25 protein-coding genes are annotated in these 26,044 nt (G+C 67.0%); 7 read left to right on the top strand and 18 right to left on the bottom strand.

Annotated elements, in window-relative coordinates:
* Positions 1-61: 61 nt before the first annotated feature.
* Entirely contained in the window at positions 62-2,014 is a 1,953-nt protein-coding gene (locus AC6LJW_RS13280; protein ID WP_498087515.1) for a phosphocholine-specific phospholipase C, read from the top strand.
* 21 nt (positions 2,015-2,035) lie between these two features.
* Here AC6LJW_RS13280 and phoU read toward each other — a convergent pair whose 3' ends face one another.
* From phoU to AC6LJW_RS13255, 5 genes are all read right to left on the bottom strand, one after another.
* The gene (gene phoU / locus AC6LJW_RS13275; protein ID WP_056567111.1) at positions 2,036-2,764 is read right to left on the bottom strand and encodes a phosphate signaling complex protein PhoU; all 729 of its coding nucleotides are present in this window, start codon (positions 2,762-2,764) and stop codon (positions 2,036-2,038) included.
* A gap of 165 nt (positions 2,765-2,929) precedes the next feature.
* Positions 2,930-3,610, bottom strand: coding sequence for a ribose-5-phosphate isomerase RpiA (gene rpiA, locus AC6LJW_RS13270; RefSeq protein WP_498087514.1), 681 nt, complete (start codon positions 3,608-3,610; stop codon positions 2,930-2,932).
* Between the two features lie 39 nt (positions 3,611-3,649).
* On the bottom strand, positions 3,650-5,314 hold the full coding sequence (locus AC6LJW_RS13265) for an isovaleryl-CoA dehydrogenase (RefSeq protein ID WP_498087513.1): 1,665 nt from the start codon (positions 5,312-5,314) through the stop codon (positions 3,650-3,652).
* A 51-nt stretch (positions 5,315-5,365) separates the two neighbouring features.
* Positions 5,366-6,895, bottom strand: a complete 1,530-nt coding sequence (locus tag AC6LJW_RS13260; RefSeq protein ID WP_498087512.1) for an amidase — start codon at positions 6,893-6,895, stop codon at positions 5,366-5,368.
* 120 nt (positions 6,896-7,015) lie between these two features.
* Positions 7,016-8,410 (bottom strand): DNA recombination protein RmuC, encoded by a 1,395-nt coding sequence (locus tag AC6LJW_RS13255; RefSeq protein WP_498087511.1) that lies wholly within the window; start codon positions 8,408-8,410, stop codon positions 7,016-7,018.
* 104 nt (positions 8,411-8,514) lie between these two features.
* Between AC6LJW_RS13255 and AC6LJW_RS13250 the strand changes: the two genes are divergently transcribed.
* Complete coding sequence (locus AC6LJW_RS13250; protein WP_056567124.1) at positions 8,515-9,231, top strand: PhoP regulatory network YrbL family protein; 717 nt, start codon at positions 8,515-8,517, stop codon at positions 9,229-9,231.
* Here AC6LJW_RS13250 and AC6LJW_RS13245 read toward each other — a convergent pair.
* From AC6LJW_RS13245 to AC6LJW_RS13205, 9 genes are all read right to left on the bottom strand, one after another.
* The gene (locus AC6LJW_RS13245; RefSeq protein WP_427987779.1) at positions 9,228-9,974 is read right to left on the bottom strand and encodes a DNA-3-methyladenine glycosylase; all 747 of its coding nucleotides are present in this window, start codon (positions 9,972-9,974) and stop codon (positions 9,228-9,230) included. The genes AC6LJW_RS13250 and AC6LJW_RS13245 overlap by 4 nt on opposite strands.
* The gene (locus AC6LJW_RS13240; protein WP_056567133.1) at positions 9,943-10,299 is read right to left on the bottom strand and encodes a Spx/MgsR family RNA polymerase-binding regulatory protein; all 357 of its coding nucleotides are present in this window, start codon (positions 10,297-10,299) and stop codon (positions 9,943-9,945) included. Before AC6LJW_RS13240 ends, AC6LJW_RS13245 begins: the two co-directional genes overlap by 32 nt.
* Complete coding sequence (locus AC6LJW_RS13235; RefSeq protein ID WP_056567137.1) at positions 10,296-11,105, bottom strand: ABC transporter permease subunit; 810 nt, start codon at positions 11,103-11,105, stop codon at positions 10,296-10,298. Before AC6LJW_RS13235 ends, AC6LJW_RS13240 begins: the two co-directional genes overlap by 4 nt.
* Complete coding sequence (locus AC6LJW_RS13230; RefSeq protein WP_056567140.1) at positions 11,102-12,013, bottom strand: ABC transporter permease subunit; 912 nt, start codon at positions 12,011-12,013, stop codon at positions 11,102-11,104. The genes AC6LJW_RS13235 and AC6LJW_RS13230 overlap by 4 nt, the downstream gene beginning before the upstream one ends.
* Positions 12,010-13,137 (bottom strand): ABC transporter ATP-binding protein, encoded by a 1,128-nt coding sequence (locus AC6LJW_RS13225; protein ID WP_056567149.1) that lies wholly within the window; start codon positions 13,135-13,137, stop codon positions 12,010-12,012. The genes AC6LJW_RS13230 and AC6LJW_RS13225 overlap by 4 nt, the downstream gene beginning before the upstream one ends.
* A gap of 5 nt (positions 13,138-13,142) precedes the next feature.
* Entirely contained in the window at positions 13,143-14,246 is a 1,104-nt protein-coding gene (locus tag AC6LJW_RS13220) for a polyamine ABC transporter substrate-binding protein (protein WP_427987776.1), read from the bottom strand.
* Between the two features lie 145 nt (positions 14,247-14,391).
* Positions 14,392-15,123, bottom strand: coding sequence for a 3-deoxy-D-manno-octulosonic acid kinase (locus AC6LJW_RS13215; RefSeq protein WP_498087510.1), 732 nt, complete (start codon positions 15,121-15,123; stop codon positions 14,392-14,394).
* Positions 15,113-15,535, bottom strand: coding sequence for a group II truncated hemoglobin (locus AC6LJW_RS13210; protein WP_082578979.1), 423 nt, complete (start codon positions 15,533-15,535; stop codon positions 15,113-15,115). Before AC6LJW_RS13210 ends, AC6LJW_RS13215 begins: the two co-directional genes overlap by 11 nt.
* Positions 15,535-18,066, bottom strand: a complete 2,532-nt coding sequence (locus AC6LJW_RS13205; RefSeq protein WP_498087509.1) for an ABC transporter permease — start codon at positions 18,064-18,066, stop codon at positions 15,535-15,537. The genes AC6LJW_RS13210 and AC6LJW_RS13205 overlap by 1 nt, the downstream gene beginning before the upstream one ends.
* Before the next feature lie 102 nt (positions 18,067-18,168).
* On the opposite strand from AC6LJW_RS13205, the gene AC6LJW_RS13200 reads away from it, so the two are divergent.
* The 3 genes from AC6LJW_RS13200 (at position 18,169) to AC6LJW_RS13190 (ending at position 21,061) form a co-directional block, all read left to right on the top strand.
* Complete coding sequence (locus tag AC6LJW_RS13200) at positions 18,169-19,143, top strand: TRAP transporter substrate-binding protein (protein WP_498087508.1); 975 nt, start codon at positions 18,169-18,171, stop codon at positions 19,141-19,143.
* Between the two features lie 103 nt (positions 19,144-19,246).
* Complete coding sequence (locus AC6LJW_RS13195; RefSeq protein ID WP_056567167.1) at positions 19,247-19,747, top strand: TRAP transporter small permease; 501 nt, start codon at positions 19,247-19,249, stop codon at positions 19,745-19,747.
* Between the two features lie 36 nt (positions 19,748-19,783).
* A complete protein-coding gene (locus tag AC6LJW_RS13190; protein ID WP_175125758.1) occupies positions 19,784-21,061 on the top strand; it encodes a TRAP transporter large permease in 1,278 nt (425 codons plus the stop codon).
* A gap of 125 nt (positions 21,062-21,186) precedes the next feature.
* Here AC6LJW_RS13190 and AC6LJW_RS13185 read toward each other — a convergent pair whose 3' ends face one another.
* Entirely contained in the window at positions 21,187-21,477 is a 291-nt protein-coding gene (locus AC6LJW_RS13185; protein ID WP_013392635.1) for a DUF3579 domain-containing protein, read from the bottom strand.
* Between the two features lie 179 nt (positions 21,478-21,656).
* On the opposite strand from AC6LJW_RS13185, the gene AC6LJW_RS13180 reads away from it, so the two are divergent.
* Positions 21,657-22,838, top strand: coding sequence for an aspartate aminotransferase family protein (locus tag AC6LJW_RS13180; RefSeq protein ID WP_498087507.1), 1,182 nt, complete (start codon positions 21,657-21,659; stop codon positions 22,836-22,838).
* Between the two features lie 56 nt (positions 22,839-22,894).
* Positions 22,895-23,836: an ornithine carbamoyltransferase gene (gene argF, locus AC6LJW_RS13175; RefSeq protein WP_175138749.1), complete on the top strand. Its 942-nt coding sequence runs from the start codon at positions 22,895-22,897 to the stop codon at positions 23,834-23,836.
* A 90-nt stretch (positions 23,837-23,926) separates the two neighbouring features.
* Here the strand turns inward: argF and AC6LJW_RS13170 are convergent, their stop codons facing one another.
* The 3 genes from AC6LJW_RS13170 to AC6LJW_RS13160 are packed head-to-tail and all read right to left on the bottom strand — an operon-like array spanning position 23,927 to position 25,985.
* Positions 23,927-24,487, bottom strand: a complete 561-nt coding sequence (locus tag AC6LJW_RS13170; protein ID WP_498087506.1) for a hypothetical protein — start codon at positions 24,485-24,487, stop codon at positions 23,927-23,929.
* An 11-nt stretch (positions 24,488-24,498) separates the two neighbouring features.
* Positions 24,499-25,029: a carboxymuconolactone decarboxylase family protein gene (locus AC6LJW_RS13165; protein WP_175125766.1), complete on the bottom strand. Its 531-nt coding sequence runs from the start codon at positions 25,027-25,029 to the stop codon at positions 24,499-24,501.
* Positions 25,030-25,031: 2 nt separating this feature from the next.
* Positions 25,032-25,985 (bottom strand): Bug family tripartite tricarboxylate transporter substrate binding protein, encoded by a 954-nt coding sequence (locus AC6LJW_RS13160; RefSeq protein WP_056567179.1) that lies wholly within the window; start codon positions 25,983-25,985, stop codon positions 25,032-25,034.
* Positions 25,986-26,044: the final 59 nt, after the last annotated feature.

Below are 26,044 nucleotides of genomic sequence, written 5' to 3'. Positions count from 1 at the left end.
CGCCGCCCGCATGCCGGCGAAGGCCTTAAGATTCAAGGTTGCAGACCGTATTAAAGCTGTCATGAAAGAAGATTCGCGCCCGCCCATCCAACCGGACCCGACCCCTGTCATTGCGCGCGCCCTGTCGATCGACCCCGACCGCAAGACCGGCACGCTGCAGGATGTGCGCCATGTCGTGATCCTGATGCAGGAAAACCGGTCCTTCGACCATTACTTCGGCGCGCTGCCTGGCGTGCGCGGATTTGCCGATCCGCATCCCGTGCCCACGCGCGCGGGCACGGTGCTGACGCAGGCCGATGGCGACGCGCGTTGCCGCCCCTACGATCTGCAGGCGGAGGTCGCCAGCGACAAGCCGGTCGGCTACATCACGCCGCACACCTGGGACGATTCGCAGCGCGCCTGGAACGACGGCCGCATGGACCAATGGCTGTCCGCCAAGAGCCGGCTGGGCCTGGGCGCCTACCGCAGCGCCGACGTGCCGTTTCAGACCGCGCTGGCGAATGCCTTCACGCTGTGCGATGCCTATCACTGCTCGGTCCAGGCCGGCACCAATCCCAACCGGCTGTTCCTGTGGACCGGCACGAACGATCCGCAGGGCGAGGCCGGCGGTCCGGCGCTGGTCAATACCTACGATCGGCTGGGTCCGGCGGGTGAAGGCTATTCGTGGACGACGTACCCCGAGCGACTGCAGGACGCCGGCGTGGACTGGTGCATCTACCAGGACATGGCGGACAACTACAACGACAATCCGCTCGCGGGCTTCCGGCAATATCGCCGGCAGCACGCAAGCCAAACCGGCGACGCCCCGCTGCGCGACCGCGCGCTGGCCACGCGCACGCTGGACGATCTGGCGCGCGACGTCGCCCAGGGCACGCTGCCCGCCGTCTCGTGGATCATCGCCCCCACCGCCGACTCCGAACATCCCGAGGTTTCCTCCCCCCGCCAGGGCGGCGCCTACACCGAGCGGGTGCTGGACATCCTGACGACGCATCCCGACACGTGGAGCCGTTGCGTCCTGTTCGTCACCTACGACGAAAACGATTGCTTCTTCGACCACGTGCCCCCGCCCGCACCCCCGGCGCGCCATCCGGACGGCGAGTCGGGCGGCCTGTCCACCGTGGAGCTGGACGGCGAATACCACGACGCACGTCATGGTCCCAGCGCGTCGACGGCCGACGATCCCGCCGCCATGCATGGACGCGCCTTCGGCCTGGGCCCGCGCGTGCCGATGCTGGTGGTGTCGCCCTGGAGCCGGGGCGGCTGGGTCAATTCGCAGGTATTCGATCACACGTCGGTCATCCGATTCCTGGAAATGCGGTTCCGCGTGGCGGAGCCCAACATCAGCGCCTGGCGCCGCGCGGTGGCGGGCGACCTGACGACGGCCTTCGATTTTGCCGGCGACAGGTGTTCGCATCACCCCGACAGCAATCGCCACACGTGTCCCTTACCCTACGTGCTGGAAGCCGTGGGAAAGACGACGGCCGACGGCGAGCATTACCGCCTGACGTTGCGCAACCCGGGCGGCGCGGGCGCCGTGCTGCATGTCTATGACCGCCTTGCGCTGGCGCGCCCGCCCCGGCGTTACACGGTGGGCGCGGGCGCGCGTCTGGACGATGGATGGAAGCTGGCCGCGGGCGGTGCGTACGATCTCTGGCTGCTGGGACCGGACGGCTTTCACCGCCAGTTCCACGGCGACGCGCGCGATGCGGGCACGCTGGAAGCCCAGCTCGTGCCCGTGACCTCGGGCCTGCGCTTGCGGCTCGTGAACCAAGGCGACGCGCCGCAACCGGTCAGGGTGGAATCGCGCATGAACGACGGGTGGCGCGCCATGGCGCACGTACCCGCGGGCGGCGCGGTCGAACTCAAGTACTCGGGCTGCGAGGGCTGGTACGACCTGGAAGTGAGTGCGCCGGCAATGCCGGCCTTTGGACGCCGGCTGGCCGGTCGCATGGACGGCGGCAAGCCGGGTGTGCCGGATCCCCGGCTGTGCCAGGGAGCGGCGCTGCCGCTGTGAAGCGGCAGCAGGTTTTCGTGCTTACTGCTCCGAGGTATCCTCGGATTCTTCTTCGCCGCGCGCCAGGCGCTCGGTGTTCTTCACGCCGGTGTGGCGCACGTCGGCGCCCTTGACCATGTAGATCACGCGTTCGGACATGTTCTTGGCGTGATCACCGATGCGTTCGAGCGCGCGGGCGATGAAGATCATGTCGATGGCGCGCGAGATCGTGCGCGGATCTTCGATCATGTAGGTGATCAAGTGACGCAGCGCGCCCTTCCATTCCTTGTCGACTTCCTTGTCGCTGCGCACAACGGCGGCGGCCTGGATGGGGTCGAGGCGGGCAAACGCGTCCAGCGCCTGGTGCAGCATGTTGCGCACGTTGGCGGCCATGTGGCGCAGTTCGATCACGGGAATGTGGCGCAATTCGCCTTCATGGACGCGGCGGGCCACGGTGGCGACCTTCTCGGCTTCGTCGCCGGAACGTTCCATGTCCGTCAGCATCTTGGATACGGCCATCAGCATGCGCAAGTCGATGGCAGTGGGCTGGTGCCGGGCCAGGATGCGGCTGATGCTTTCGTCGATCTCGACTTCGTGGCGGTTGACTTCCTTTTCCCGCTCGCGGACCTTTTCAACCAGCGACATGTCGCCGCTGGCCAACGCGTCGATCGCTTCCTGGATCATGGCTTCGACCACGCCGCCCATTTGCAAGAACTGCGAACGGACGCTTTCCAGATCGGCGTCGAACTGTTTGTTTGTATGCTCCGTCATCCGGGCTCCCTGCGTGGTTGATCTCATTGCATTGCCCCGAAATTAGAGAGGTTACGAGATGGGCCTGCACAACCGGCAAGGTTATGACCCAAGTGTGACAGGATTATGAATGGCGGCCCCGCGCCCCGCAAGGCGGACCGGCGGGACCTGCCTGCACAATCGGACTCAGGCTCGGCAGTCCAGGCGGCGGATGCCGTTCTGGGTGGCCAGCAGCGCCACGTCGGCGCCGGACAGCGCAAACAGGCCGCAGGTCACGACGCCCGGCAAGTTGTTGACGATGGCCTCGAACGCGGGCGCGTCCGAAATGGCAAGACCCGACACGTCCAGGATGATGTTGCCGTTGTCGGTGACGAAGCCGTCGCGCAGCCGGGGCTGGCCGCCCAACGCGGTGAGCGCCCGGGCCACGGATTCTCGCGCCATCGGGATGACCTCGAGCGGCAGCGGGAACTTGCCCATCGTCTGGACCAGCTTGGATTCGTCGGCGATGCAGATGAAGCGCTCGGCCACCGAGGCCACGATCTTCTCGCGCGTCAGCGCGCCGCCGCCGCCCTTGATCATGTGCAGGTCGGCGTTGATCTCGTCGGCGCCGTCCACGTAGATGGGCATCGTGGACACGTCGTTCAGGTCCAGCACCTTCAGGCCGTGGCCGGCCAGGCGCGCCGCGCTGCGTTCGGAGCTGGCGACCGTCCCGCCGATGCGCCCCTTGAATCGCGCCAGGCCATCGATGAACAGATCGGCGGTGGAACCGGTGCCCACGCCAATGATGACGTCCGGGCCGGCGACCTGTTCGACGAATTCCAGTGCCGCGTCGGCGGCTTGCTGCTTGAGTTCTTGCTGGGAGAGCATGGCGGTAGAAATGCGGAAAAGTTGCTTGAGCCAGGAAATTTAGCACGCGGCGACGGCGGGCCACGCGCGCGACAGGATGGCCTGGGTGTCCGTCCCGGCGGCCAATTCGCCAAACATGCCCGACGTCTCCTGTAGCCGGCTGCCGGCGAAGGCCTGCGCGACCGCGCCGGGTGCGTGTTCGATGAGCAACGCGGCCTGCCACAGACGCGCCAGGCTGGCCGCGATGCGCCGCGCGTGGAACGGCGCCTGCTCACCATCGTCCAGCAGCGCGCGCCAACGCGCCAGCGCCGCGTCGAACTCCCGGTGCTGGCCCGCGACGCGCGCGAATTCGGATTCCAGCGCCGGCAGTGCGTCGGGCTCGCGCTGCAACGCCCGCAGCACGTCCAGCGCCATGACGTTGCCCGAGCCTTCCCAAATGGAGTTGACGGGCGTTTCGCGGTAGAGGCGCGGCATCGGCCCCTCTTCGACATAGCCGTTGCCGCCCCAGACCTCCATGCATTCGGCCACGGCGGATACCGCGCGCTTGCAGACCCACAGCTTGGCGGCCGGCGTGCCGACGCGCACCAGCGCGCGCGCCGCCGCATCGCTGCGTTCGTCACCGGCGCGCGCCAGACGCAGCGCCAGGACCATGGCCGCTTCGCTTTCCAGCGCCAGGTCGGCCAGCACGTTGCGCATCAGCGGCTGTTCGATCAGCGGCTTGCCGAAGGCCTGACGATGCAGCGCATGATGCGCCGATTGCGCCAGCGCCTGGCGCAGCAGCGCCGCGCTGCCCAGCACGCAATCGAGCCGTGTGGTGCCCGCCATTTCCAGCAGCACTGCCAGGCCGCGCCCGGGCTCGCCGACCATCACGCCCCACGCGTCTTCGAATTCGACTTCCGAACTGGCGTTGCTCCAGTTGCCCAGCTTGTCCTTCAGGCGCCGCACGCGCACGGCATTGCGCGGGCCGTCCGGTATCCAGCGGGGGACGAAAAAGCAGCTCAAGCCCTCATCGGTCTGCGCCAGCACCAGGTGGGCGTCCGCCTGCGGCACCGAAAAGAACCATTTGTGTCCGACAAGCTGATAGGCGCATCCGCGCCCCGGCGCGCCCAGCGGCGTGGCGCGCGTGGTGACGGCGCGCAGGTCCGAGCCGCCCTGCTTTTCGGTCATGCCCATGCCGATCAGCGCGCTGCGCTTGGCGCTGAGCGGCGCGTCGCTGCCGTCGAATTCCCGCGCGTAAAGCGCCGGCAGCCACTGGCCCGCAAAATCCAGCACGCCGGCGGGCTCGCGCTGCAAGAGTGGAACGGCGGCAAAGGTCATGGTGGTGGGACACAACGTGCCGGCCTCGACCTGGCCTTGCATGAGGTAGGCGGCGGCGCGCGCCACCTGCGCGCCCGGCGCCGGCTGCATCCACGCGCGGCTATGCAGGCCGCGCGCCATGATGCCGCTCATCAGCACGTTCCAGGCGGGGTGAAAGTCGATGCGGTCCACGCGATGGCCGGCGCGGTCGTAGCTGACCAGGCGCGGCGGACAGCGGTTGGCTTCGGCGCCCGCAGCCAGCGTCTGCGCGCGGCCCAGCCAGGCGCCGTGCGCGTTCAGGTCGCCCGCCCAGGCCTCGGCGCCTTCGCGGCGCACGGCCTCGCGCAGCGCCGGGTCGGTGTCGTACAGGGAATAGTCTTCCAGGGGCGGCACCTGGTTGAACACGGTATGCGTCGCGAACGATGACATGAGGTCTCCCTGGTTCGAACGGCCGCCGCGGCGCGGGTTGCCCCGCGGCCGCTACCCAGCCATGGGCGCGGTCAGCGGCCAGGGCCGCAGCGCTTCGACCTGCGCCGCCAGTTCCAGCAACTGGGCTTCCGCGCCAAGCGGCCCCATCACCTGAATGCCGATGGGCAGCCCGTCCGCGGACTTGCCAAACGGGATCGAAATGGCCGGCATGCCGGTCAGGTTGGCCAGCGGGGCGAATGGCGAATAGCCGATGACGCCCTTCTTGCCCAGACGGTAGGCCAGATAATCGGCGTTGTCCATGGCGTAGCGGCCGATGGGCGCGGGCGGCAACGCCAGCACCGGGCAGATAAACAGGTCATACCCCTGGGCGCCGTCCCGATGCAGGAAGCACCCGATGCGGCGGGTGATCTCGTGGCAGGTGTCGATGCAACTGACGTACTGCGAGCCGGAGATCGCGCGGGCGTACTCGCGCGCGCCGAGCGTGGTGGGCTGCAGTTCGTCGGCGGCCAGGCGCTTGCCGCGCGCGGCTACGAAGCTGTCGATGGCATTGGCGGCCGCGCTGGCGATCAGCGGCAGCATCGGCGACAGGACTTCTTCGGAGCCGACGGGCGGCGCCGCCTGCACCAGTTCATGCCCCAGCGAGGCGAAGAACCCGGCCGCCTCGTCCAGCGTGGCGGCAACATCGGGGTGGATGGCCTCGCCCTCATAGGTGGTGTTGATGAAGGCAATGCGACGCCGCGGCGCCGAACGCGGATCGGCAGCCACCCGGCTCACCACCCCACGATAGGATTCCGCGGGCGGGACGGGCGCGGCATAAGGCGCGCCCACGTCGGCGCCCGCGCTGATGTCCAGCGCCGCCGCGCAGTCGCGCACGGACAGGGTCATCATATGCTCGGTGGCCAGGCCACCCCAGCCCTCCCCTTTGAGCGGACCCAGCGGCATGAGTCCGCGCGAGGGCTTCAGGCCCAGCACGCCGCAGCACGACGCGGGGATGCGGATCGACCCGCCGCCATCGCTGCCATGCGCGATGCGCACCATGCCGCTGGCCAGCGCCGCCCCGGCGCCGCCGCTGGAGCCGCCCGCGCTGTGGCCCTTTTTCCAGGGGTTCTGCGTAGCGGGACCATAGACGGGCGATTCCGTCGTGGGGCTCAGGCCCAGTTCGGCGCTGGTGGTGCGACCGAACGGGATCAGGCCGGCACGGCGATAGCGTTTGACGATGTCGGCGTCGAGGTTCCATTGGACCTGCCCGTACAGCACGGACCCCATCGCGCTCGGCAGGCCGATGGCCGCCGTTGCAAGGTCCTTGAGCAAGGTCGGCACGCCCAGGAACGGCCGATCGCGCAGCAGCGCCAGGCGCTGTTCGGACGTCAGCGACGCCAGTTCGCCGTCCAGCGCCTGCGCCAGCCGCAAACCGGCTTCGGCCTGCACGCCGCAGGCGGCGTTGATGGACGGGTTGCGGGCTGCGACGCGCTCCACCGCCTGCTGCATGGCAGTCAGCGCGGTGGTGGCGCCTTGGGCGATATCGGCGCCCAGCGCCGTCGCGTCGAGAGAAGAGGAATCATGGCGTTCGGCGATGCTCATGCTGACGATGCTCCAGGTATCGACGGCGAAGTGCCGCAAGCATGAGGATATCGGCAGTCAAGGCGGGCAACAAGCGCGCGCGGCAGCGGGCGACGCGCACGGGTCTACGGCGTGCCCGTGTCAGACGGTGCCGGCCGAGGGCGCGTGGGGTTCCTCGGCGTCGTCGTCCTCGGCGTCCGTCGCCTCGGCCGATGCCCCGCCAAGCAGGCGCAGGGCGTCGGCATCAGGCAGCGCCTCCACGCCCTTCAGATTGCGCAGCATGGCACGAGTGCGCACCTCGGTCTGGCCGATCTTGTTGCTGGCGGTGTCCAGGGTCTTTTTGACACTGGCCAGCGATTCCCCGAACTTGCCGAACTCCGTCTTGACCGCCCGCAGCACCTGCCACACCTCGGAGGAACGCTGTTCGATCGCCAGCGTGCGAAATCCCATTTGCAGGCTGTTCAGCAGCGCGGCCAGATTGCTCGGGCCCGCCACGTTGACCCGCAGGTCGTGCAGCTTGTCCAGTAGGCCGGGGCGGCGCAGCACCTCGGCATACAGGCTTTCCGTGGGCAGGAACATGATGGCGAAGTCGGTCGTGTGCGGCGGCGCGATGTACTTGCCGGCAATCAGCCGCGCCTGCACTTCGACCGCGCGGCCCAGTGCCGCCCCGGCCGCCTTGACGCCTTCGCCGTCGGCCGCTTCCTGCGCGTCCATGAGGCGTTCGTATTCTTCCTTGGGGAATTTGGCGTCGATCGGGAGCCAGACGGGATCGCCGCCGTCGCCGCGCCCGGGCAGCCGGATGGCAAATTCGACCGCGGCATCGCTGCCCGGCACCGGCTTGACGTTGCTGGCGTATTGATCGGGCGTCATGTTGTCTTCGATCAGGCGCGCCAGTTGCACTTCGCCCCACGTGCCGCGGGACTTCACGTTCGTCAGCACGCGCTTCAAGTCGCCGACCCCGGCCGCCAGCGCCTGCATCTCGCCCAGCCCCTTGTGCACGGCCTCCAGGCGGTCCGACACCAGCTTGAAGGACTCACCCAGCCGCTGCTCCAGCGTGGCGTGGAGCTTTTCGTCCACGGTGCGGCGCATTTCGTCGAGCTTGGCGCTGTTGTCAGACTGCAGCGATTGCAGGCGCTGATCCACCGTGGCGCGCACTTCCATCAGGCGGCGCTCGTTGATCTGGATAAGTCCCTGCAATTGTTCCGAGAAGCCCGCGGCAAAGCGCGACAGCGATTCGGCGGACTCGGCGCGGGCGGCCTGCGCATCGCGCGACAGGCCCGCGCGCAGGTCGCCGTGCGACTGCGACAGCTCCTGCCGCAGCGAGCGCGTGGATTCGGAAAACTCGCTGCGTAGGCCGCGCTGGCCTTCGGCGATGTCGGCGCGCAGCGCGCGCTCGGTGCGTTCCAGGCCTTCCAGCAGGGCGTCCAGGCGGGCATCGGAAGCGGATGGACGCAGCCATGCCAGCACGGCGGTCACGAAAGCCAGCACGGCGCCGCCCGCGGCGACCCAAAGCAGAATGTCGTTCAAGAAAGGCATCTCCAAAGCGCGAATTGTAGGTCCCATTCCGCCCCCCTTTCCAGCCCGCGCGGCCAGCGCAAAGACGCAGCGCGAGCAACCGGATTAAACTGGCGCCCATCTGAATGAATCCCCTCGCTTCTTTGAACTCCGCCGACCGCTCCGCCTGCACGCCTGCCGTCTCATTCCAGTCCGTCTTCGGACCGCTGAACCTGGACTCGGCAACGCCGCTCGCCACGGGCGGTGACCGGCACATTTTCCAGCACCCGCATTCTCCGGCCCTGCTCGTCAAGGTCATGGACATGCGCGCGCGGGCGATCTACCTGGAAGCGCGGCCGTTCAAGCGCTGGTACAAGCAGTATCAGCGCGAAAGCGCCTACCGCGTGTATCTGAACGAAATCTCGGAATACGTCACCACCACGACGCGCCCGTCCGGCGTGTGGCAGGTGCCCATGGCACGCATCGTCGGGGTCGCGCAGACTTCTTTGGGCCTGGGCCTCGTGGTCGAGAAGATCACCGACGAGGCCGGCAACATGGCGCCGACCGTGACCGATCTGGCCAAGAAAGGCCTGTTCGACGATGCGTTGAAGGCGCAGTTGGATGCGTTCTTCGATGACCTGGCCGATGCGCACGTCGTGGTCCACGACATGTCGACCAGCAACATCGCGGTCGGCCTGAACGCCGACGGCAAGAAGGGGCTGTACCTGATCGACGGCTTCGGCGTGCTGCCGCTGATCCCGCTGTATGCGTGGAGCAAGCGTCTGAACCGCCGCCGCCTGCAACGCAAGTACGCCGAACTGCGCGAATCCCTGGCCCAGCGCGTGCGCGAAGCCGGCTTCTAGCCCCCGGCCGGCGCCTCGGGCAGCACGATGCCCTGCCGGTCCACCCACACGTAATCCTGTCCCGCGCGCTGCCCGCGACGCAGCGGGTTGCGCGTGCAAAACGCGGCGTAGGCCGGGTCCACGAAACGATAGCTCAGGTGTTCGTCGCGCCCCGCCGGAATGCCCAGCCGCGTGGTGCATATGAGGTACGGCGGCGACTCGCCCACGTCTTCCACGTACAGGGCGTCGGGATCGAAACGGCGGGCGTCCCACTCGGGCACTTTCAAGCCCAGCGACCGGCACAGCAGCGTCTGCCCTGCGCAAAGCGCGCCCAGCGCCCGGGGCCGGCCTTGCGCATCGGGATTCAGTTCGCGCATGCGTTCCAGTGCCTCGGGGCCGGACAGCGCATCGGTCCATGGATAGGCCGACTTGATCAGCACCGCATTGCCGGGACCGCCTGCGCTGAAGTTGAGCGAATCGCCGCCGCGGGCGTAGTACATGTAGACGGTGCCGCCGTCCATGAACAGGGCGCGGCGCTTGTGGGTGTATCCCAGCGAGGCATGGCTGCCCCGCTCTTCCAGGTAATAGGCCTCGGTCTCGATGATGCGGGCCGACAGCCACAGACCGCCGACCCGGTGGCGGATCACCTTGCCGGGCAACTCGCGCGCAAGCTGAGCCGCGTCGCGGTCGAAGAAGGCGTCCGGCAGGGCGCGTCCGGCCCCGCCGCGGGCCTCAGGCGAAACGTTCGCCGTAGCGCTTTTCACTGAAACCAACACTCACCTCGCCATCCGGCGTGACGGTGACCGGACGGCGCACCAGGGCCGGAAATTCAGCAATCAGCTTGGTCCACTGGGCATCGGTGTGGGCGGTCTTGCGGTCTTCGGGCAGGTTGCGCCACGTCATGGAGGCGCGGTTGACCAGTTTTTCCCAGCCGCCGACTTGCTCGGACCAGGCCTTGAGCATCGCGGCCGGCACCGGATCGTCGCGGTAGTCGACGAAGGCGTGGTCGACGCCATGCTCGGTCAACCAGTCGCGCGCCTTCACGCAGGTGCTGCACTTGGTCAGGCCATACAGGGTGGTTTGCGTCATTTGGATTCGGACTCCTTGCGCCATTGCATGCGGTTGGCGAGGATCACGCACGTACCCACCGCCAGGATGAACAGGGTGGCCAGCGCGTTGATCTCGGGCTTGAGGCCCAGCCGCACCCGCGAGAAAACTTCCATGGGCAGCGTGCTGGAGCCGGGGCCGGACAGGAACGACGCGATGACGACGTCGTCCAGCGACAGCGTGAAGGACAGCAGCCAGGCCGATGCCAGCGCCGGCGCGATGAGCGGCAGCGTGATCTTGAAGAACACGGTGATCGGCGTGGCGCCCAGGTCCAGCGCGGCTTCTTCCAGCGAGCGGTCCAGGTCGCGGATGCGGGTCTGGATGACCACGGCCACGAACGCCATGCACAGCGTCACGTGCCCCACCCAGATCGTGAACATGCCGTTCTGCTCAGGCCAGCCCAGCGCGCCGCGCACCTCGACGAACATCAGCAGCAGCGAGATGCCCAGCACGACCTCGGGAATCACCAGCGGCGCGCTCAGCATGCCGACGTACAGCGCAAAGCCGCGAAAGCGCCCCATGCGTCCGAGCACGTAACCCGCCCACGTGCCGATGACGACTGCGGCGGTGGCCGTCAGCACGGCAATGCGGAACGACAGCCAGGCGGCGCGCAACAGCGCGTCGTCATTGACCAGCGAGTGATACCAACGGAACGAAAACCCGGTCCACGACGTGACCGAGGGCGACTCGTTGAATGAAAACACCATCAGGCTGAGGATGGGCACGTACAGAAAGAAGTAGCCCAGCCCCAGCACCACGGCGCGCAGCGTCTTGTTCGGACCGTTCATTTGCGGTCTCCGCCCTGCTGCTTGACCTGGCTGTACTGGAAGTACACCAGCGGCACGAGCAGCAGCAACACCATCACGCACGTCACGGCCGACGCCATCGGCCAGTCGGCGTTGTTGAAGAATTCATTCCACATCACGCGGCCTATCATCAGCGTGTTGGCGCCGCCCAGCATTTCCGGGATCACGTATTCGCCCACGGCCGGAATGAACACGAGCATCGCGCCCGCGATCACGCCCTGGCGCGACATCGGCACCGTGATCTGCCAGAACGCCTGCCAAGGCCGCGCGCCCAGGTCATAGGCGGCTTCAAGCAGGCGCAGGTCCATCTTCACGAGCGTCGCGTACAGCGGCAGGATGAAGAACGGCAGGTAGGCGTAGACCATCCCGATGTACACGGCGAGGTCGGTGCGGTAGATCTCGAGCGGACTGGAGATCAGGCCCAGACCCTGCAGCAGGTTGTTGAGCAGTCCGTCGTTGCGCAAGATGCCCACCCAGGCATACACGCGCAGCAGCAGCGACGTCCAGAACGGCAGGATCACCGCCAGCAGCAGCAGGTTGCGCACGCGCGCCGACGAGCGGGCGATGTAGTACGCGATCGGATAGCCCATCAGCACGCAGACCAGCGTGGTGATGCCGGCGATCTTCACCGAGCTGAGGTACGTGCGGAAATACTGGTTTTCCGTGAACAGCAGGATGTAGCCGCGCAGGTGCAGGCTGAACTGGATCGCCTCGTCCTGGAACTGCGCCAGCGACGTATACGGCGGTATGCCGAATTTCATCTCGGCAAAGCTGATCTTCAGCACCAAGAGGAACGGCAGCAGCAGAAACAGCACCAGCCAGGCGAACGGCGGCACCACCGCCAGGGCCCTGCCCGACGGGAGCCAGTCGCGGGGCGAAAAGCGGATCATGACGCCAGCACCGTCGCGCTGTCGGCGTCCCAGCTCACGAAGATTTCTTCGTCGATGCCCGGCGCGTCCATCTGGGCCAAGAGACGGCTGGGCACGCTGGCCTCGACCGTCTTGCCGGAATCCAGGCGGATCTGATAGAGGGCGTAGCTGCCCATCCAGGCCATATGGCTGACCATGCCGTGGGCCCAGTTGTAGTCGCCGTCCGGTTGTTCACGCGAGACCAGCAGGCGCTCGGGCCGGATGGACACGTGCACTTCCATCCCCAGTGGTTCGCTGACCCCGTGGTTCACGAAGAGCGGACGGGTCAGCTCGGCGCATTCGATGGCCACGTGATCGGGCTCATCGACCACGATGGTGCCGGTGAACATGTTGGTCGACCCAATGAAGCTGGCGACGAAGCGCGAGTTCGGGAAGGCGTAAACGTCCTGGGGCGTGCCGCACTGGACAATCTGCCCTTCGGTCATGACGGCCAGGCGGTGCGCCATGGTCATGGCCTCTTCCTGGTCGTGGGTGACCATGATGCAGGTCACGCCGACCTGCTCCAGGATCTTCACGAGCTCGATCTGCGTCTTCTGGCGAATCTGCTTGTCCAGCGCCGACATGGGTTCATCAAGCAAAAGCAGCTTGGGACGCTTGACCAGGCTGCGCGCCAGCGCCACGCGCTGCTGCTGCCCGCCCGAAAGCTGGTTGGGCTTGCGGCGCGAATAGCCCGCCATCTGCACCAGGTCCAGGGCTTCGAACACGCGATCATGGATTTCCGCGCGATCCACGCCTTCCTGCTTGAGGCCGAAGGCCACGTTGGCCTCGACCGTCATGTGCGGGAACAGCGCGTACGACTGGAACATCATGTTCACGGGCCGGCGGTACGGCGGCACGCTGGTGATGTCCTCGCCGTCCAGCAGGATCTGGCCGGAGGTGGTTTCCTCGAATCCGGCCAGCATGCGCAGCAAGGTGGACTTGCCGCTACCCGAGCTGCCCAGCAGCGCGAAGATTTCGTTTCGTTTGACGGACAGGTTGACCGAACGCACGGCCACCACGTCGCCAAAGATCTTTACAACATCGGAGACCCGGACGAACTCGTCCGGGTCCGCCGCGTGCTGCGCCGAGTAACGGCTATCGTTCATGATGACTAATTTCCCAACTTCAGCTCGGACCACAACTTGTTCTGCAGCCGTGAAATGTTCAAGGGCAAGGCCTTGATCACGTACAGGGTCTTGGAGACCTCGGCGGGCGGGTAGATCATGGGATTTTCAGCCACATCCTTGTTCACGAACTGCCGCGCCTCTTTGTTGGCGTTCGGGTAGAACATGGTGTTGGTGATGGCCGCATGGACCTTCGGCGTTTCGATGTAGTTGATGAACGCCAGCGCCTCTTCGGGATGCGGCGCATCCTTGGGAATGACCATCAGGTCGAACCACGCCGGCGCGCCGCCCTTCGGAATGAAGTAGTTCACTTCATAGGGCTTCTTGGCGTCCTGCGCGCGCTTGCGGGCGATCATGACGTCGCCGGAAAAGCCGTAGACCATGCACAGGTCGCCCACGGCCAGTTCGTCGATGTAGCCCGACGAGCTGAACTGGCGGATGTACGGACGGATCTTCTTCAGCACTTCCATCGCGGCCTGGTAGTCGGCGGCGTTGGTGCTGTTGGGGTCCTTGCCCAGGTACTTGAGCACGGCCGGGAACACCTGCGCGGCTTCGTCCAGCATCGAGATGCCGCACTCCTTGAGCTTGGCGGCGTTCTCGGGCTTGAAGATCATGTCCCAGTTGGCCAGGTCCACGTCGTCGCCCATGATCTGCTTGACCTTGGTGACGTTGTAGCCCAGGCCATTGGTCCCGTAGCCCCACGGAATGGCGTGTTCGTTGCCGGGATCGACCGTGGCGACCAGCGCCATGACTTCGGGATCCAGGTACTTCCAGTTGGGGATCTTGGACTTGTCCAGCTTCTGGAACAGGCCTGCTTCGATCTGGCGCGAGGCGTAATGGGTGGACGGGACAACGACGTCGTAACCCGACTTGCCGGCCAGCAGCTTGGCCTGCAGTGCGTCGTTGCTGTCGTAGACGTCATAGCGGACCTTGATGCCGGTTTCCTTTTCGAAACCCGGGATCGTGTCCGGGGCCGTGTATTCGGCCCAGTTGTAGACGTTGACGACCTTGTTCTGCGCTACCGCCGCCGATGTGGCCGCCGCGACCAGCACCGCGCCGAGCGCCCAGCGCATTCCCGCCTTAAGTTCCATTATGTCCAGCCCCCTTGCTCTATGCCGTTTGTGACAGGAGTACCAAAAGGCGAAATAATAAAGCCATTTTGCGTTGACCTGCCCAACTTTGCGGGGTAATTGGCGCAATTGCTGCCGTGGCTGCCCGCGGCGGACGGGCCGGCGGTCAGGGCTGGATTCCGATGCCCCAGGCCGTCCAGTAACTGTCGCGCAGGCGCATCCAGAAACGGTCCCCGGCCTCGCCGGCCACCTTGCGCAGCGACCGGCGCAGGCGGTCGAGATTGGCCTGGCGCTGCCGCTCCGACAGCCCGCCCTGCGTGCCGCGGTCAAAGTCGATGAGCCAGACCCGGCCGTCGTTGCCGATAAGGATGTTGAACGCGTTCAGATCGGCATGCCAGACGCCCGCCCGGTGCATGCGCACGATGGCATCGGCTACCGGCTGCCACAGGGGTTCGGAAAGCGCCTGCGCCAACGGGCGCACGCCGGGAATGCGTTCGACCACGATGGCGGCGCGGTAGATCGGGCCCTGGCGCCAGTAGGCGGCCGCCAGCGGCGCCGGCACCGGCAGCCCTTGTGCGCGCAGGGCGGCCAGCAGCCGGTACTCGCGAAAACTGCGCGTGCGCGACTCGCCGTTCCAGAGATACGCGTCGCGGCTGATGCGGGCGATCATGCCGCCGCGGCGGTAGCGCCGCAGCACGCCCTGCCAGCCCTGCCCCTCGACGAACCACGCGGCCTGACGCCCGCCGGAGTCCACGGGCCGGGCCCGGTCGCCATAGTGCGCGGGGTTGAAGACTTCGGGGCCCGCGTCCGCAAGGCGCCGGGCGTCGCTGAGCATGGCGCCAGCCAGCGGGCCATCCCAGGCGGAGCGCCGCGCGCCGGATTGATCGTCAGCCTTCACGGTTGCGCATCCAGTCGGCCACGCCGTAGAACGATTCGAGCAAGCGCTCGACGAGGACGGGCTCGATGCCCTCGTCTTCCATTGCCCGGCCGATACAGGTCACCCATTGGTCGCGCTCGACCTCGCCGATGGAAAACGGCAGGTGGCGCGCCCGCAGGCGGGGATGGCCGAAGCGTTCGATGTAGTGATCCGGACCGCCGAAATAGCCGCACAGGAACCAGAAGAGCTTGTCGCGCGCCTCGTCCAGGCTGGGGCCGTGGGCGGCGCGCAGTTCCTTGAGGTCGGGCTCCATGTCCATCAGGTCATAGAAGCGGTCGACGAGGGCGCGCACGCCGGCTTCGCCGCCAAGAAGGTCAAACATGGTGCGGGAATTTTCCACGGGTTCTGTGATGGTGTGGACGCGGGACGTCATCAGGTTTCTCGGAGGGTGACGAGCGGCGGCGTGCGCAGGACGCCGCGCAGGGCAAGCGCGCCGCCCGCCCACGCCCCCAGCATGCCGGCGCCGATGCCGGCCAGCCACGGCCAGAGGCTGAGGGTAATGGTGAAGTCGAACACCTGGGTTGATAAAGCCCAAGCGATGGCGGTCGCGCCGGCCGCCGCCAGAAGGCCGGCCAACCCGCCCACGGCCCACAGCTCGATGCGCTGCGAACGGGCAAGCTGACGCCGCGTGGCGCCCAGCGCGCGCAGCACCGCCGCCTCGCGCATGCGCTCGTCGCGCGTCGCGGTCAGCGCCGCGGACAGCACCAGCACGCCCGCAGCCAGGGTAAACAGGAACAGAAGCTGCACCGCGCGGCCCACTTCATTCAGCACGGACTGCAACTGCTGCAGGATGGCGCCCACGTCGAACACCGTCAGGTTCGGAAACTCCCGCACCAGGGCGGGCAGCACCGCCGCCTTGTCGGGCGGCAGGTAGAAGGACGTGATCCAGCTCTGGGGCATGTCGGCCAGTGCGGCGGGGGTCAGGATGGCGAAAAAATTCACGCGCATCGTATCCCAATCCACCCGGCGGATGCTCGACACCGCCACCTCGACCTGCTGGCCGGCCACGTCGAACGTCATCTTGTCGCCCAGCCCGATGCGCAGCGACTGCGCCAGCCCCGCCTCCAGCGAGACCTCGGCCGCGCCCGGCGTCAGCCAGCGGCCCTGTTCGATGCGGTTGGACGACGGCATCTCGTCGCCATAGGACAGGTTGAATTCGCGGTCCACCAGGCGCTTGGCGCGCGGTTCGTCGTAGTCGTCCGGGCCCACCGGCTTGCCGTTGACGGCAATCAGCCGTCCGCGGACCATCGGCGACAGCGTGATGCGGCCGAGGCCTTCGCGCGTCAGCGCATCAGTCACGGCCTGACGCTGGTCTGGCTGCACGTTGATCAGGAAACGGTTGGGCGCGTCCGGCGGCATGGTGCGCTGCCAGCCCTGGATAAGATCGGTGCGCGTCATGGTCAGGAGCAGCAGCGCCATCAAGCCGACCGCCAGCGCGCACACCTGGGTGATCGTGGCTGCCCGGCGGCGCACCACGCCCGCCAGCGCAAAGCGCAGCGCGGGCAGTCCGGCGGCCAGCCGGCGCACGCGCGCCAGGCCCAGGATGCACAGCCAGGCGACCAGCGCGAACACGCCAAAGGCGCCCAGAAAGCCCCCGGCCACCACGCCGCCCAGCTTGGCATCGCCCGCGAACCACCAGATCAGAAGCGCAAATCCGGCCGCGCCCAGCACATAACCGAAGGCGCTGCGCGCGCTGATCGTGTCCGCGTCGCGCCGCAGGACGCGGGCGGGCGGCACGTGACGCAGCTGCGCCAGCGCCGGTAGCGCAAAGCCCAGAAGCAGCAGCAGTCCGGTCAGAAGGCCTTGCAGCGCCGGGATGGCCGATGGCGCGGGCAACGTCGTATCGATCAGCGAGCCCAGCAGCATGACCAGCACCTGATGCACGCCAAACCCCAGCAGGCAGCCGGCCGCGGACGAAAACAGCCCGACCAGCGTGAATTCCAGCGTCAGCATGCGGGCGACCTGCGATTGCACCGCTCCCAGGCAGCGCATGACCGCAATGCCGTCGCGGTGGCGCGTCATGTAGCGCCCCGCCGCCAGCGCCACGGCCACGGCCGAGATCAGCACGGCCAGCAGCGCGACCAGCGACAGGAAGCGCTGCGCGCGGTCCAGCGTGCGGCGCACTTCCGGGCGGCCCGATTCCAGCGTGGCGATCTTCTGGCCACGCTTCAGATTCTGATTCAGCCAGGTCGAATACCCGGCCACGGCGTCGGGCTGGCCGGCGACCAGCATGGCATAGCCGATGCGGCTGCCCGGGGCGATGAGACCGGTGGCCGGCAGGTCGCTGGCGCGCAGCAGCACGCGCGGGGCGACGTTGACGAACTGCATGCCCTTGTCCGGCTCATAGGTGATGACGCGGTCGATGCGCATATGGGCGTCGCCCACATTCAGCGTATCGCCCACCTTCAGGTTCAAGAGCGCCAGCAGCTGCGCGTCGACCCACACCGCGCCTTCGGGCGGCACGTCGCGCGTGGCCGCGTCGGGCGCGAACGGCGCCTCTGCCACCCGCAAGGCCCCGCGCAGCGGATAGCCCGGCTCCACCGCTTTCAGCGCCGCTAGTTGCGCGCCGTCCCCGGCGCCCACCATGGACGGAAACTGCCACGTGCCGGAAACCGTCAGACCGCGCTCGCGCGCCTGATCCTTGAAGGCGGCGGGCACGGGCTCATCGGCGTCCAGCACCAGATCGGCGCCCAGCATCTGGCCGGCGTCGCGTTCCAGCGCGCGGCCGACCCGGTCGGCCAGAAAGCCCACGCTGGTGACGGCGGCCACCGCCACGACCAGGGCCAGGACCAGCAGGCGGAGTTCGCCGGCGCGCGCGTCGCGCATCATCATCCGGGCGCCCAGGCGCAAGGTGGACCATAAACCAGGGCGCTTGGCCTGTGACATATCAGGGAAATCCATCATTCGTCTATGTTAACTAAGCGCCTGTGGGGCGTCCGAATCCCGATATCATCCCGGGGCGGGAGGCAAAGCCGCCCATAAAGATAACCAATTCCGGAGAAGACAATGCGTAAAACCTGGCTTGCGGCCACGATTCTGGCCGCCTGCGCGGCCGCCACCTCCCTGCCCTTGGCGGCGCAGACCACCCTGAAAATGGCCTACGCGCTGTCGACGTCGTCGCACTACGGCGCCGGCGCCGACGCGATGGCCAAATCCATCGAAGGCTCCACCAACGGCAAGTTCAAGGTCCAGCAATTTGCCAATAGCGCGCTGGGCGGCGAACGCGAAGTGATCGAAGGCCTGCAGATCGGCACCATCGACCTGGCGATCGTTTCGACCGGTGCAACCCTGAATTTTGTTCCCGAGACTGGCGTTTTTGACATCCCGTTCCTGCTGCGCGACCTGCCGCACGCCCGTGCCGTGCTCGACAGCAAGATCGGTCAGGACATGCTGGCCAAGTTCCCCAGCCGCGGCATCGTGGCGCTGGCGTGGGGCGAACAGGGTTTTCGCCACCTGACCAACAACGTGCGCCCGGTCAAGACCCCGGCGGACGCCAAGGGCCTGAAGATCCGCACCACGGAAAACCCGATTCACATCCTGGCCTTCCGCCAGATCGGCATCCTGCCCACGCCGATGGCCTGGCCCGAAGTGGCCACCGCGCTGCAGCAGGGCACCATCGACGGCCAGGAAAACCCCTTGTCCGTGATCACCTCGGCCAAGCTGTCGCAAATGCAGAAGTACCTGTCGCTGAGCGGCCACGTGTACGGCCCGGCCCTGGTGCTGATGTCCGCCAACGTCTATGAAGGCCTGTCGGCCGCCGACAAGGCCAACTTCGACAAGGCCGGCAAGGAATCGGCCCAGGCCATGCGCGCCTACGTCGACAACATCGAGAAGACGGGCGTCGAGCAGCTCAAGAAGGAAGGCATGCAGGTGTCCGAAGTGGACCGTGCCGCCTTTGCCGCCGCCGTGGAACCGGCCTACCCCGAGTACTACAAGAAGTTCGACAAGAAGCTGATCGACTCGATCCGCGACACGAAATAAGCGGGCACGGCCCCCTTTGCGGGGCCGGTCGCCTGGCGGCGGGCCGGCTTTCGCCGTGCGCCCGCCCCCCCTTTTTCCGCGATTATCGCCAACGGAATTCACCATGCGTTTGCTCTGCGCCTTCGACCGCGGCCTGTTCAAGCTGGTCTCGGCCCTCGCCCAACTTCTGCTGGTGGCCGCCGCGGCCGCCGCGTTCTACCAGGTCATCGCCCGGTTCGTGCTGCACTCGCCCGCCGACTGGAGCGAGGTCCTCACCCGCGCCCTCCTCATCTGGACCGTGCTGCTGGGCGTGGCCCTGGCCTTCCGCCACGGCGCCATGATCAGCGTGGAACTGCTGCGCAACCTGCTGGGCGGCACGCGCCGCCGCGTGCTCGAGGCCATCATCGGCCTGATCTGCGCGGGCTTTCTCGGCTTTCTGGCCTGGATCGGCGGCAACATGACCTATCGCGTGCGTTTCCAGAACGTGCCGAGCCTGGACATCTCGATTTCCTGGATCTACCTTGCGATCCCCGTGGGCGCCACGCTGGCGGCCATTGCCGTGCTGGCCCGCTGGTGCGCCGGCGAAGAAGACGACGTGCCCGTGCGCAACGACGCGCAAGGCTGAGCCGCCCCCTATCGAACCTGAGCAGCAGAAATCGCCATGTCCCAATTAATGATTGTCTCGATGCTGATTTTCTTCGGGCTGTCCGTGCCGGTCGCCGTGTCGATCGGCCTGGCCAGCCTGGCGGGAGTCGGCGCCTCGGGCCTGCCCTGGCTGGTCGTCGCGCAGCAGTTGTTTGCCGCGCTGGACAAGTACCCGCTCGTGGCCATCCCCTTCTTCATCCTGGCCGGCAACTTGATGGAAGCCGGCGGCATCTCCGAACGCATGGTGGAATTCGCCAAAAGCGTGGTCGGCGGCATCCAGGGCGGCCTGGCCTGCACCTGCGTGCTGACCTGCATGATCTTCGCGGCGGTCGCGGGTTCCAGCGTGGCCACCACCTTTGCGGTCGGCGCGATCCTGATCCCCGCCATGATCCGGCACGGCTATCCGGCCCCCTTTGCGGCGTCATTGCAGGCCAGTGCGGCGGAACTCGGGGTCATCATCCCGCCGTCCATCCCGATGATCCTGTTTGCCGTGTCCACCGACACGTCCACCGGCGAACTCTTCATTGCGGGCGTCATGCCCGGCATCCTGATCGGCATTGCGCTGATGTTCTACGTCTGGCTCTACGCCAAGCGCAACAACCTGGGCAAGCGCGACGGCGAAGGCCGGCTGCCGCTGTGGCCCGCGTTCAAACGCGCCTGGCTGGCGCTGCTGATGCCCGTCATCATCCTGGGCGGCATCTACGGCGGCGTCTTCACGCCGACCGAAGCGTCGGTCGTGGCCGTGATGTACGCGGTCTTCGTGGGCAAATTCATCTACCGCCGCCTCACGTTCCGTCAGTTGTCGGACACGCTGCACAAGTCGGTCGTGTCCACCGCCGTCATCATGTTCGTGATCGCCAACGCCGGCATCTTCAGCTTCCTGCTCAACCGCGCCGGCATTCCGGACGCGCTGGGCACGTGGCTAGCTCAGATTTTCGACACCAAGTTCGGCTTCCTGATGGGCGTGAACGCCGCGCTGTTCGTGATCGGCATGTTCATCGAAACCTCGGCGTCGATCGTCGTGCTGGCCCCGTTGCTGCTGCCGGTGGCGCTGCAGTTCGGCGTGGACCCGGTGCACTTCGGCATCATCATGGTGGTCAACCTGGCGCTGGGCATGATCACGCCGCCGTTCGGGGTGAACCTGTTTGCCGCTTGCGCGGTGGCCAAGCTGCCGCTGGAGCGCCTGATCAAACCTCTGGTGCCCTTCGTCGGCGTGGTGATCCTGTGCCTGATGGTCATCACCTACTGGCCCGGGCTGTCGCTGGGGCTGCGCGATCTGGTGTACGCGAAGTGATACGCGCGTAGCCGCCGCGCGGGCAATCGTCCGTGCGGCGGGTAGCGCCCGGCCCGCCTCGCCGGCGTGCAGGGGTCACAGAATGAGAAAAGCGCCCGGTTGGGGCGCTTTTTCGTTCTGGGGGCCTAGATTTCGCGTTCTTCCGTCTTGAGGTTGTTGTCGCGGGCGAAATCCACCACGAACTTGTAGGCCAGCGGCTCCAGGTCGCGCAGGCGCAGGTCGACGACGATCCCGCGCACGCCATCGATCACGACGGGCAGCACATAAGGCGAATAAGTGAGGTGGTTACCAGCACAGCCGGCGGGCCGGAACTGTGCCATTACGCCGGCGAGCCGTTCGGCCCAATCGCTCGGGCGGAAGCGGCTACCGCTTTCGGTAACGCCATGAATTACGAATTGTCTGACGCGAGTTGCCATGTGTTCTTCACTGCGGGACGCCTTTCACGAAAGCCGGATCTTCGGCGTGATCAAACATGCGTGCCGCGCCGCGAATTGTATATGATTGATCCTTTGCCCTCTTTCGAACCGCGATTCTCCCCTGATTCGCCCTAGCAAGCGGGCATGCTGTCGATGCCATTCCCCCAGGAGGATCCGCGATGAGCTCGCCTCTGGCCAATATCTATGCCCGGCTGCCGGTATCGTTCACGCACGGCCAGGGTGTCTGGCTGTGGGACGCAAGCGGCCGCAAGTACCTGGATGCCCTGGCCGGCATCGGCGTCTCGTGCCTGGGCCATGCCCATCCGAAGCTGGTCGCCGCCATCGCCGAGCAGGCCGCCCGCGTCATCCATACCTCCAACATCTACGGCATCCCCCAGCAGACCGAGCTTGCCGCCCGCCTGACGGCGCTGTCCGGCATGCAGGAAGTCGCGTTCAACAATAGCGGCTCCGAAGCCAATGAGGCGGCCATCAAGCTCGCCCGCTACTACGCCTACCAGCGCGGCAACCAGCACGCCCACATCATCACCATGGATTCGTCCTGGCATGGCCGCACGTTGGCCACGCTGGCGGCCACCGGCAGCGACAAGGCGCGCAAGGGCTTCGAGCCCCTGCCCAGCGGCTTCATCCAGGTGCCGTACAACAACCTGGAGGCGGTGCGCGCCGCCGGCGACGCCGAGCCGCGCACCACCGCCGTGCTGCTGGAAGTCCTGCAAGGTGAAGGCGGAATCCGCCCGTCCGACATCGCCTACCTGCAGGCGCTGCGCCAACTGTGCACCGAGCGCGGCTGGCTGCTGATGATCGACGAAGTCCAGTCCGGCATCGGGCGCACCGGCAAGTGGTTCGCACACCAATGGGCCGACATCCGCCCCGACGTCATGACACTGGCCAAGGGCCTGGCCGGCGGCGTGCCCATCGGCGCGATGCTGGCCGCAGGTCCGGCCGCGGGCGTCTTCACGCCGGGCAGCCACGGCACCACGTTCGGCGGCGGACCGCTGGTGTGCGCCGCGGGCCTCGCGGTGCTCGATGCGCTGGAATCCGAAAACCTGCTTGAAAACGCCCATGACGTGGGCGAATACCTGAAAGACCGCCTGGCCGGCGCGCTGGCCGGCACGCCCGGCGTGGCCGACATCCGCGGCCGCGGCCTCATGCTGGGCATCGAGCTGGCCCGCCCCTGCGGCGTCCTTGCGCTACGCGCCATGGAAGCAGGCCTGCTCATCAACGTCACGCGCGACCGCGTCATCCGCATGCTGCCGCCGCTGATCCTGACGCGCCAGGAGGCCGACCAGATCGTCGCCCTTCTGGTGCCGCTCATCCAACAGTTCCTGGCCGAAAAACCATAATCAACGTCCCTGCCGGGCCACGAGCCTGGCGGGGCCCAATGACCTGCGACATCAACATGACTCCTCCCACGACTCAAAACGGCCCGCTGCGGCACTTTCTGCAGTTCAAGGACTTCTCGTCCGCCGAGATCGCCTACGTGCTGGACCGCGCGCGCCTGATCAAGGAAAAGTTCAAACGCTACGAGCCCCACATGCCGCTGCACGACCGCACGCTGGCAATGGTGTTCGAAAAGGCCAGCACGCGCACCCGCGTGTCGTTCGAGGCCGGCATGTACCAGATGGGCGGCTCGGTCATCAACCTGACGTCCAACGACTCGCAGCTCGGCCGCTCCGAGCCCATCGAGGACACCGCGCGCGTGATCTCGCGCATGGTCGACATCGTCATGATCCGCACGTTCGAGCAGACCCGCATCGAGCGCTTCGCGTCGCATTCGCGCGTGCCCGTGATCAACGGCCTGACCAACGAATTCCACCCCTGCCAGATTCTGGCGGATATCTTCACCTACATCGAGCACCGCGGCCCCATCGCCGGCAAGACAGTCGCCTGGGTGGGCGATGCCAACAACATGGCTTACACCTGGCTGCACGCGGCCGAAATGCTGGGCTTCACGCTGCATGTGTCCACGCCGGCCGGCTACGAACTCGAAGCCTCGCGCATCGGCACGCCGTCCGACAAGGTGCTGCGCCAATTCAAGGACCCCATGGAAGCCTGCAAGGGCGCGCATCTGGTCACCACCGACGTGTGGACCAGCATGGGCTACGAGGCCGAAAACGAAGAGCGCCGCGCGGCATTCGCCGACTGGTGCGTGGACGCCGAAATGATGGCCGCGGCTGACCCGCAGGCCGTCTTCATGCACTGCCTGCCCGCCCACCGCGGCGAGGAAGTCACCGGCGAAGTCATCGACGGACCGCAAAGCGTGGTCTGGGACGAAGCCGAGAACCGCCTGCACGTGCAGAAGGCGCTGATGGAATTCCTGCTGCTGGGTCAGGTCGACTAAACCCGTCCTGTACGCATGAAAAGGGCCCGGACATCCTGCGATGTCCGGGCCCTTCTGCTTTTGACTTTCCGCTTTCTAAAACGCTTGGCGCTACAGGATCTTCCTGAACATCGTGCGCCGCGTGTTGCGGAACGACGGCCGCACGCGGCTGCTCCAATCGGTTGCGCGCACGGCCAGCCACGGCGGGCTGCCAAAGGTTTCCTGCGTGTGCAGGTCGTAGCAGGCCAGGTAGCGCGGCGATTCATCGCGGCATTCCCAGCGCTGCGCGCGCACCGTGCCGGGCACCGACGCCAGCCCCGGCAGATGCTCCTGGTCATACCACGCGTTCAGGTCGGCCTCGGCTTCGGGCAGCACGTCGGTTTCGACGATGTAATGCCACGGCGCCTCCTTCCCCGCCGACGCGCCGGGCAGGTGCAGCGTCAGGTGCAGCACCCGCGCATGCGCGCCGGGCGCCAGTTCCGCGAGGCGGGCCTGGATCTCCGGCAATGCACGGGCCCCGCGCACGTATACGTAGGTGTCCTCGGCTTCCAGCGCGGCAAAGGCGCTGATCTTCACATCCGCCAGCCCGTCCGCGAGACGTCCGGCCAGATCCCGGGCGCGCGCCTCGTCAAACCGTTCGCCCAGCGACACCAGCAACATCGTTTCCTGCACAGCCCTCTCCTTCAATGTCCGACGCGCAAGGCGACCAGAAAGCGCGACACCATGTTGTACGCGCCGACCGTTGCCGTCAGTTCCACCAGTTGCGCATCATCGTAGCGTTCCCGCAGCGGCGCAAACACCGCGTCCGGCACCTCGATGTCGCGGGTCATCGCATCCGTCAGCGCCAGCACCTCGGCTTCTCCGGGTTCCAGTCCCTGCACCTGATCCGGCGCGGGGTTGCCGCGCAGCACGTCGATGACCGCCTGCGGCATGCCGCCCGCCAGCGCGTGGGGCACGTGCGCCTCGAACTCGTATGGCGCATTGTTCAACGTCGCCACACGCAGGATGATCAGCTCGCGCAGCCGCGGCGCCAGCGACGTCTTTTGCCGGATCGCGGTCAGCATGGCTTCCCAGCCCTCGACCACCGCCGGGCTGTTCAACAGCACCTGATACAGCGGCGAGATGCGGCCGCGCGCGGCGGCGATGCGCGCCTCCAGCACGGCCAGTTCCGGGCGGGTGCCGGGTACGACGGGTTCGATTCGGCGCGCGCTCATGGTTACTCCGGACGGATGTTCTTGCGCTGGATCAGCGCGGTCCACTTCTCGCGGTCGGCGGCGATCAGCGCGCCCAGTTCCTGCGGCGTGCTGGGCGCGGCCTCGGCGCCGAACTTTTCCAGGCGGGCGCGGACGTTCTCGTTGCCCAGCGCGGCGCGCACGGCCTGGTTCAACTTGTCCACGGTGGCGGCCGGCGTGGCCGCGGGCGCGACCAGGCCATACCAGTTGTTGGACTCGACGCCCGGGATGCCTTGCTCAGCCAGCGTCTTCACGTCGGGCAGCAGCGGATGGCGCGTCGGCGCGGCCAAGCCCAACGGCTTGAGCTTGCCGCCCTGGATGTGGCCGATCAAGCCGGGCACGTCGCCGAAGAAACCGGATACCTGATTGCCCATCACGTCGTTGATGACGGGAGCCGCGCCCTTGTACGGCACGTGCAGCACCTTGGCCTTGCTGGAATCGGCGAACATTTCCAGCGTCAGGTGCGGAATGCTGCCGATGCCCGACGAGCCGATGGCCACCGACTGCGACGCGGCCTGCGACTTCTTCACGAAGTCGGCGGCATCCGTCGCCGGATTGGACGGGTTCACCACGAACACGGTGGCGTTGTTCACCACGCGCGAAACCGGCGCGAAATCGCGCGCGGGGTCATACGGCAGGTCCTTGTACAGCGCCGGGCTGATCGCCACCGCGCCGACGCTGGTCAGAAACAGCACCGAGCCGTCGGCCGGCGCCTTCGCCACGTAGGCGGCCGCGATGTTGCCGTTGGCGCCCGCCTTGTTCTCGACGATGACGTTCTGCTTGAGCTCCTTGCCCAGTTGCTCGGCCAGCACGCGTCCCACCAGATCCACGGGACCGCCCGGCGGGAATGCAATGATCAGGCGCACGGGGCCGTCGGCATGGGCCGCGCTAGCGGCGGCCAGGCTCAGCACGGCGGCCGAGATGATTTTCTTGAACATGTTGTCTCCTCGTTGATGGGGATGTGCGAGCGGCGGGGGCTTCCTGGCCCTCGTTCCGC

It is taken from the genome of Achromobacter sp. 1012554356, assembly GCF_059760815.1.
Note: the sequence above shows the minus strand (reverse complement) of the source record. Positions and strands in the feature narration are given on the sequence as shown.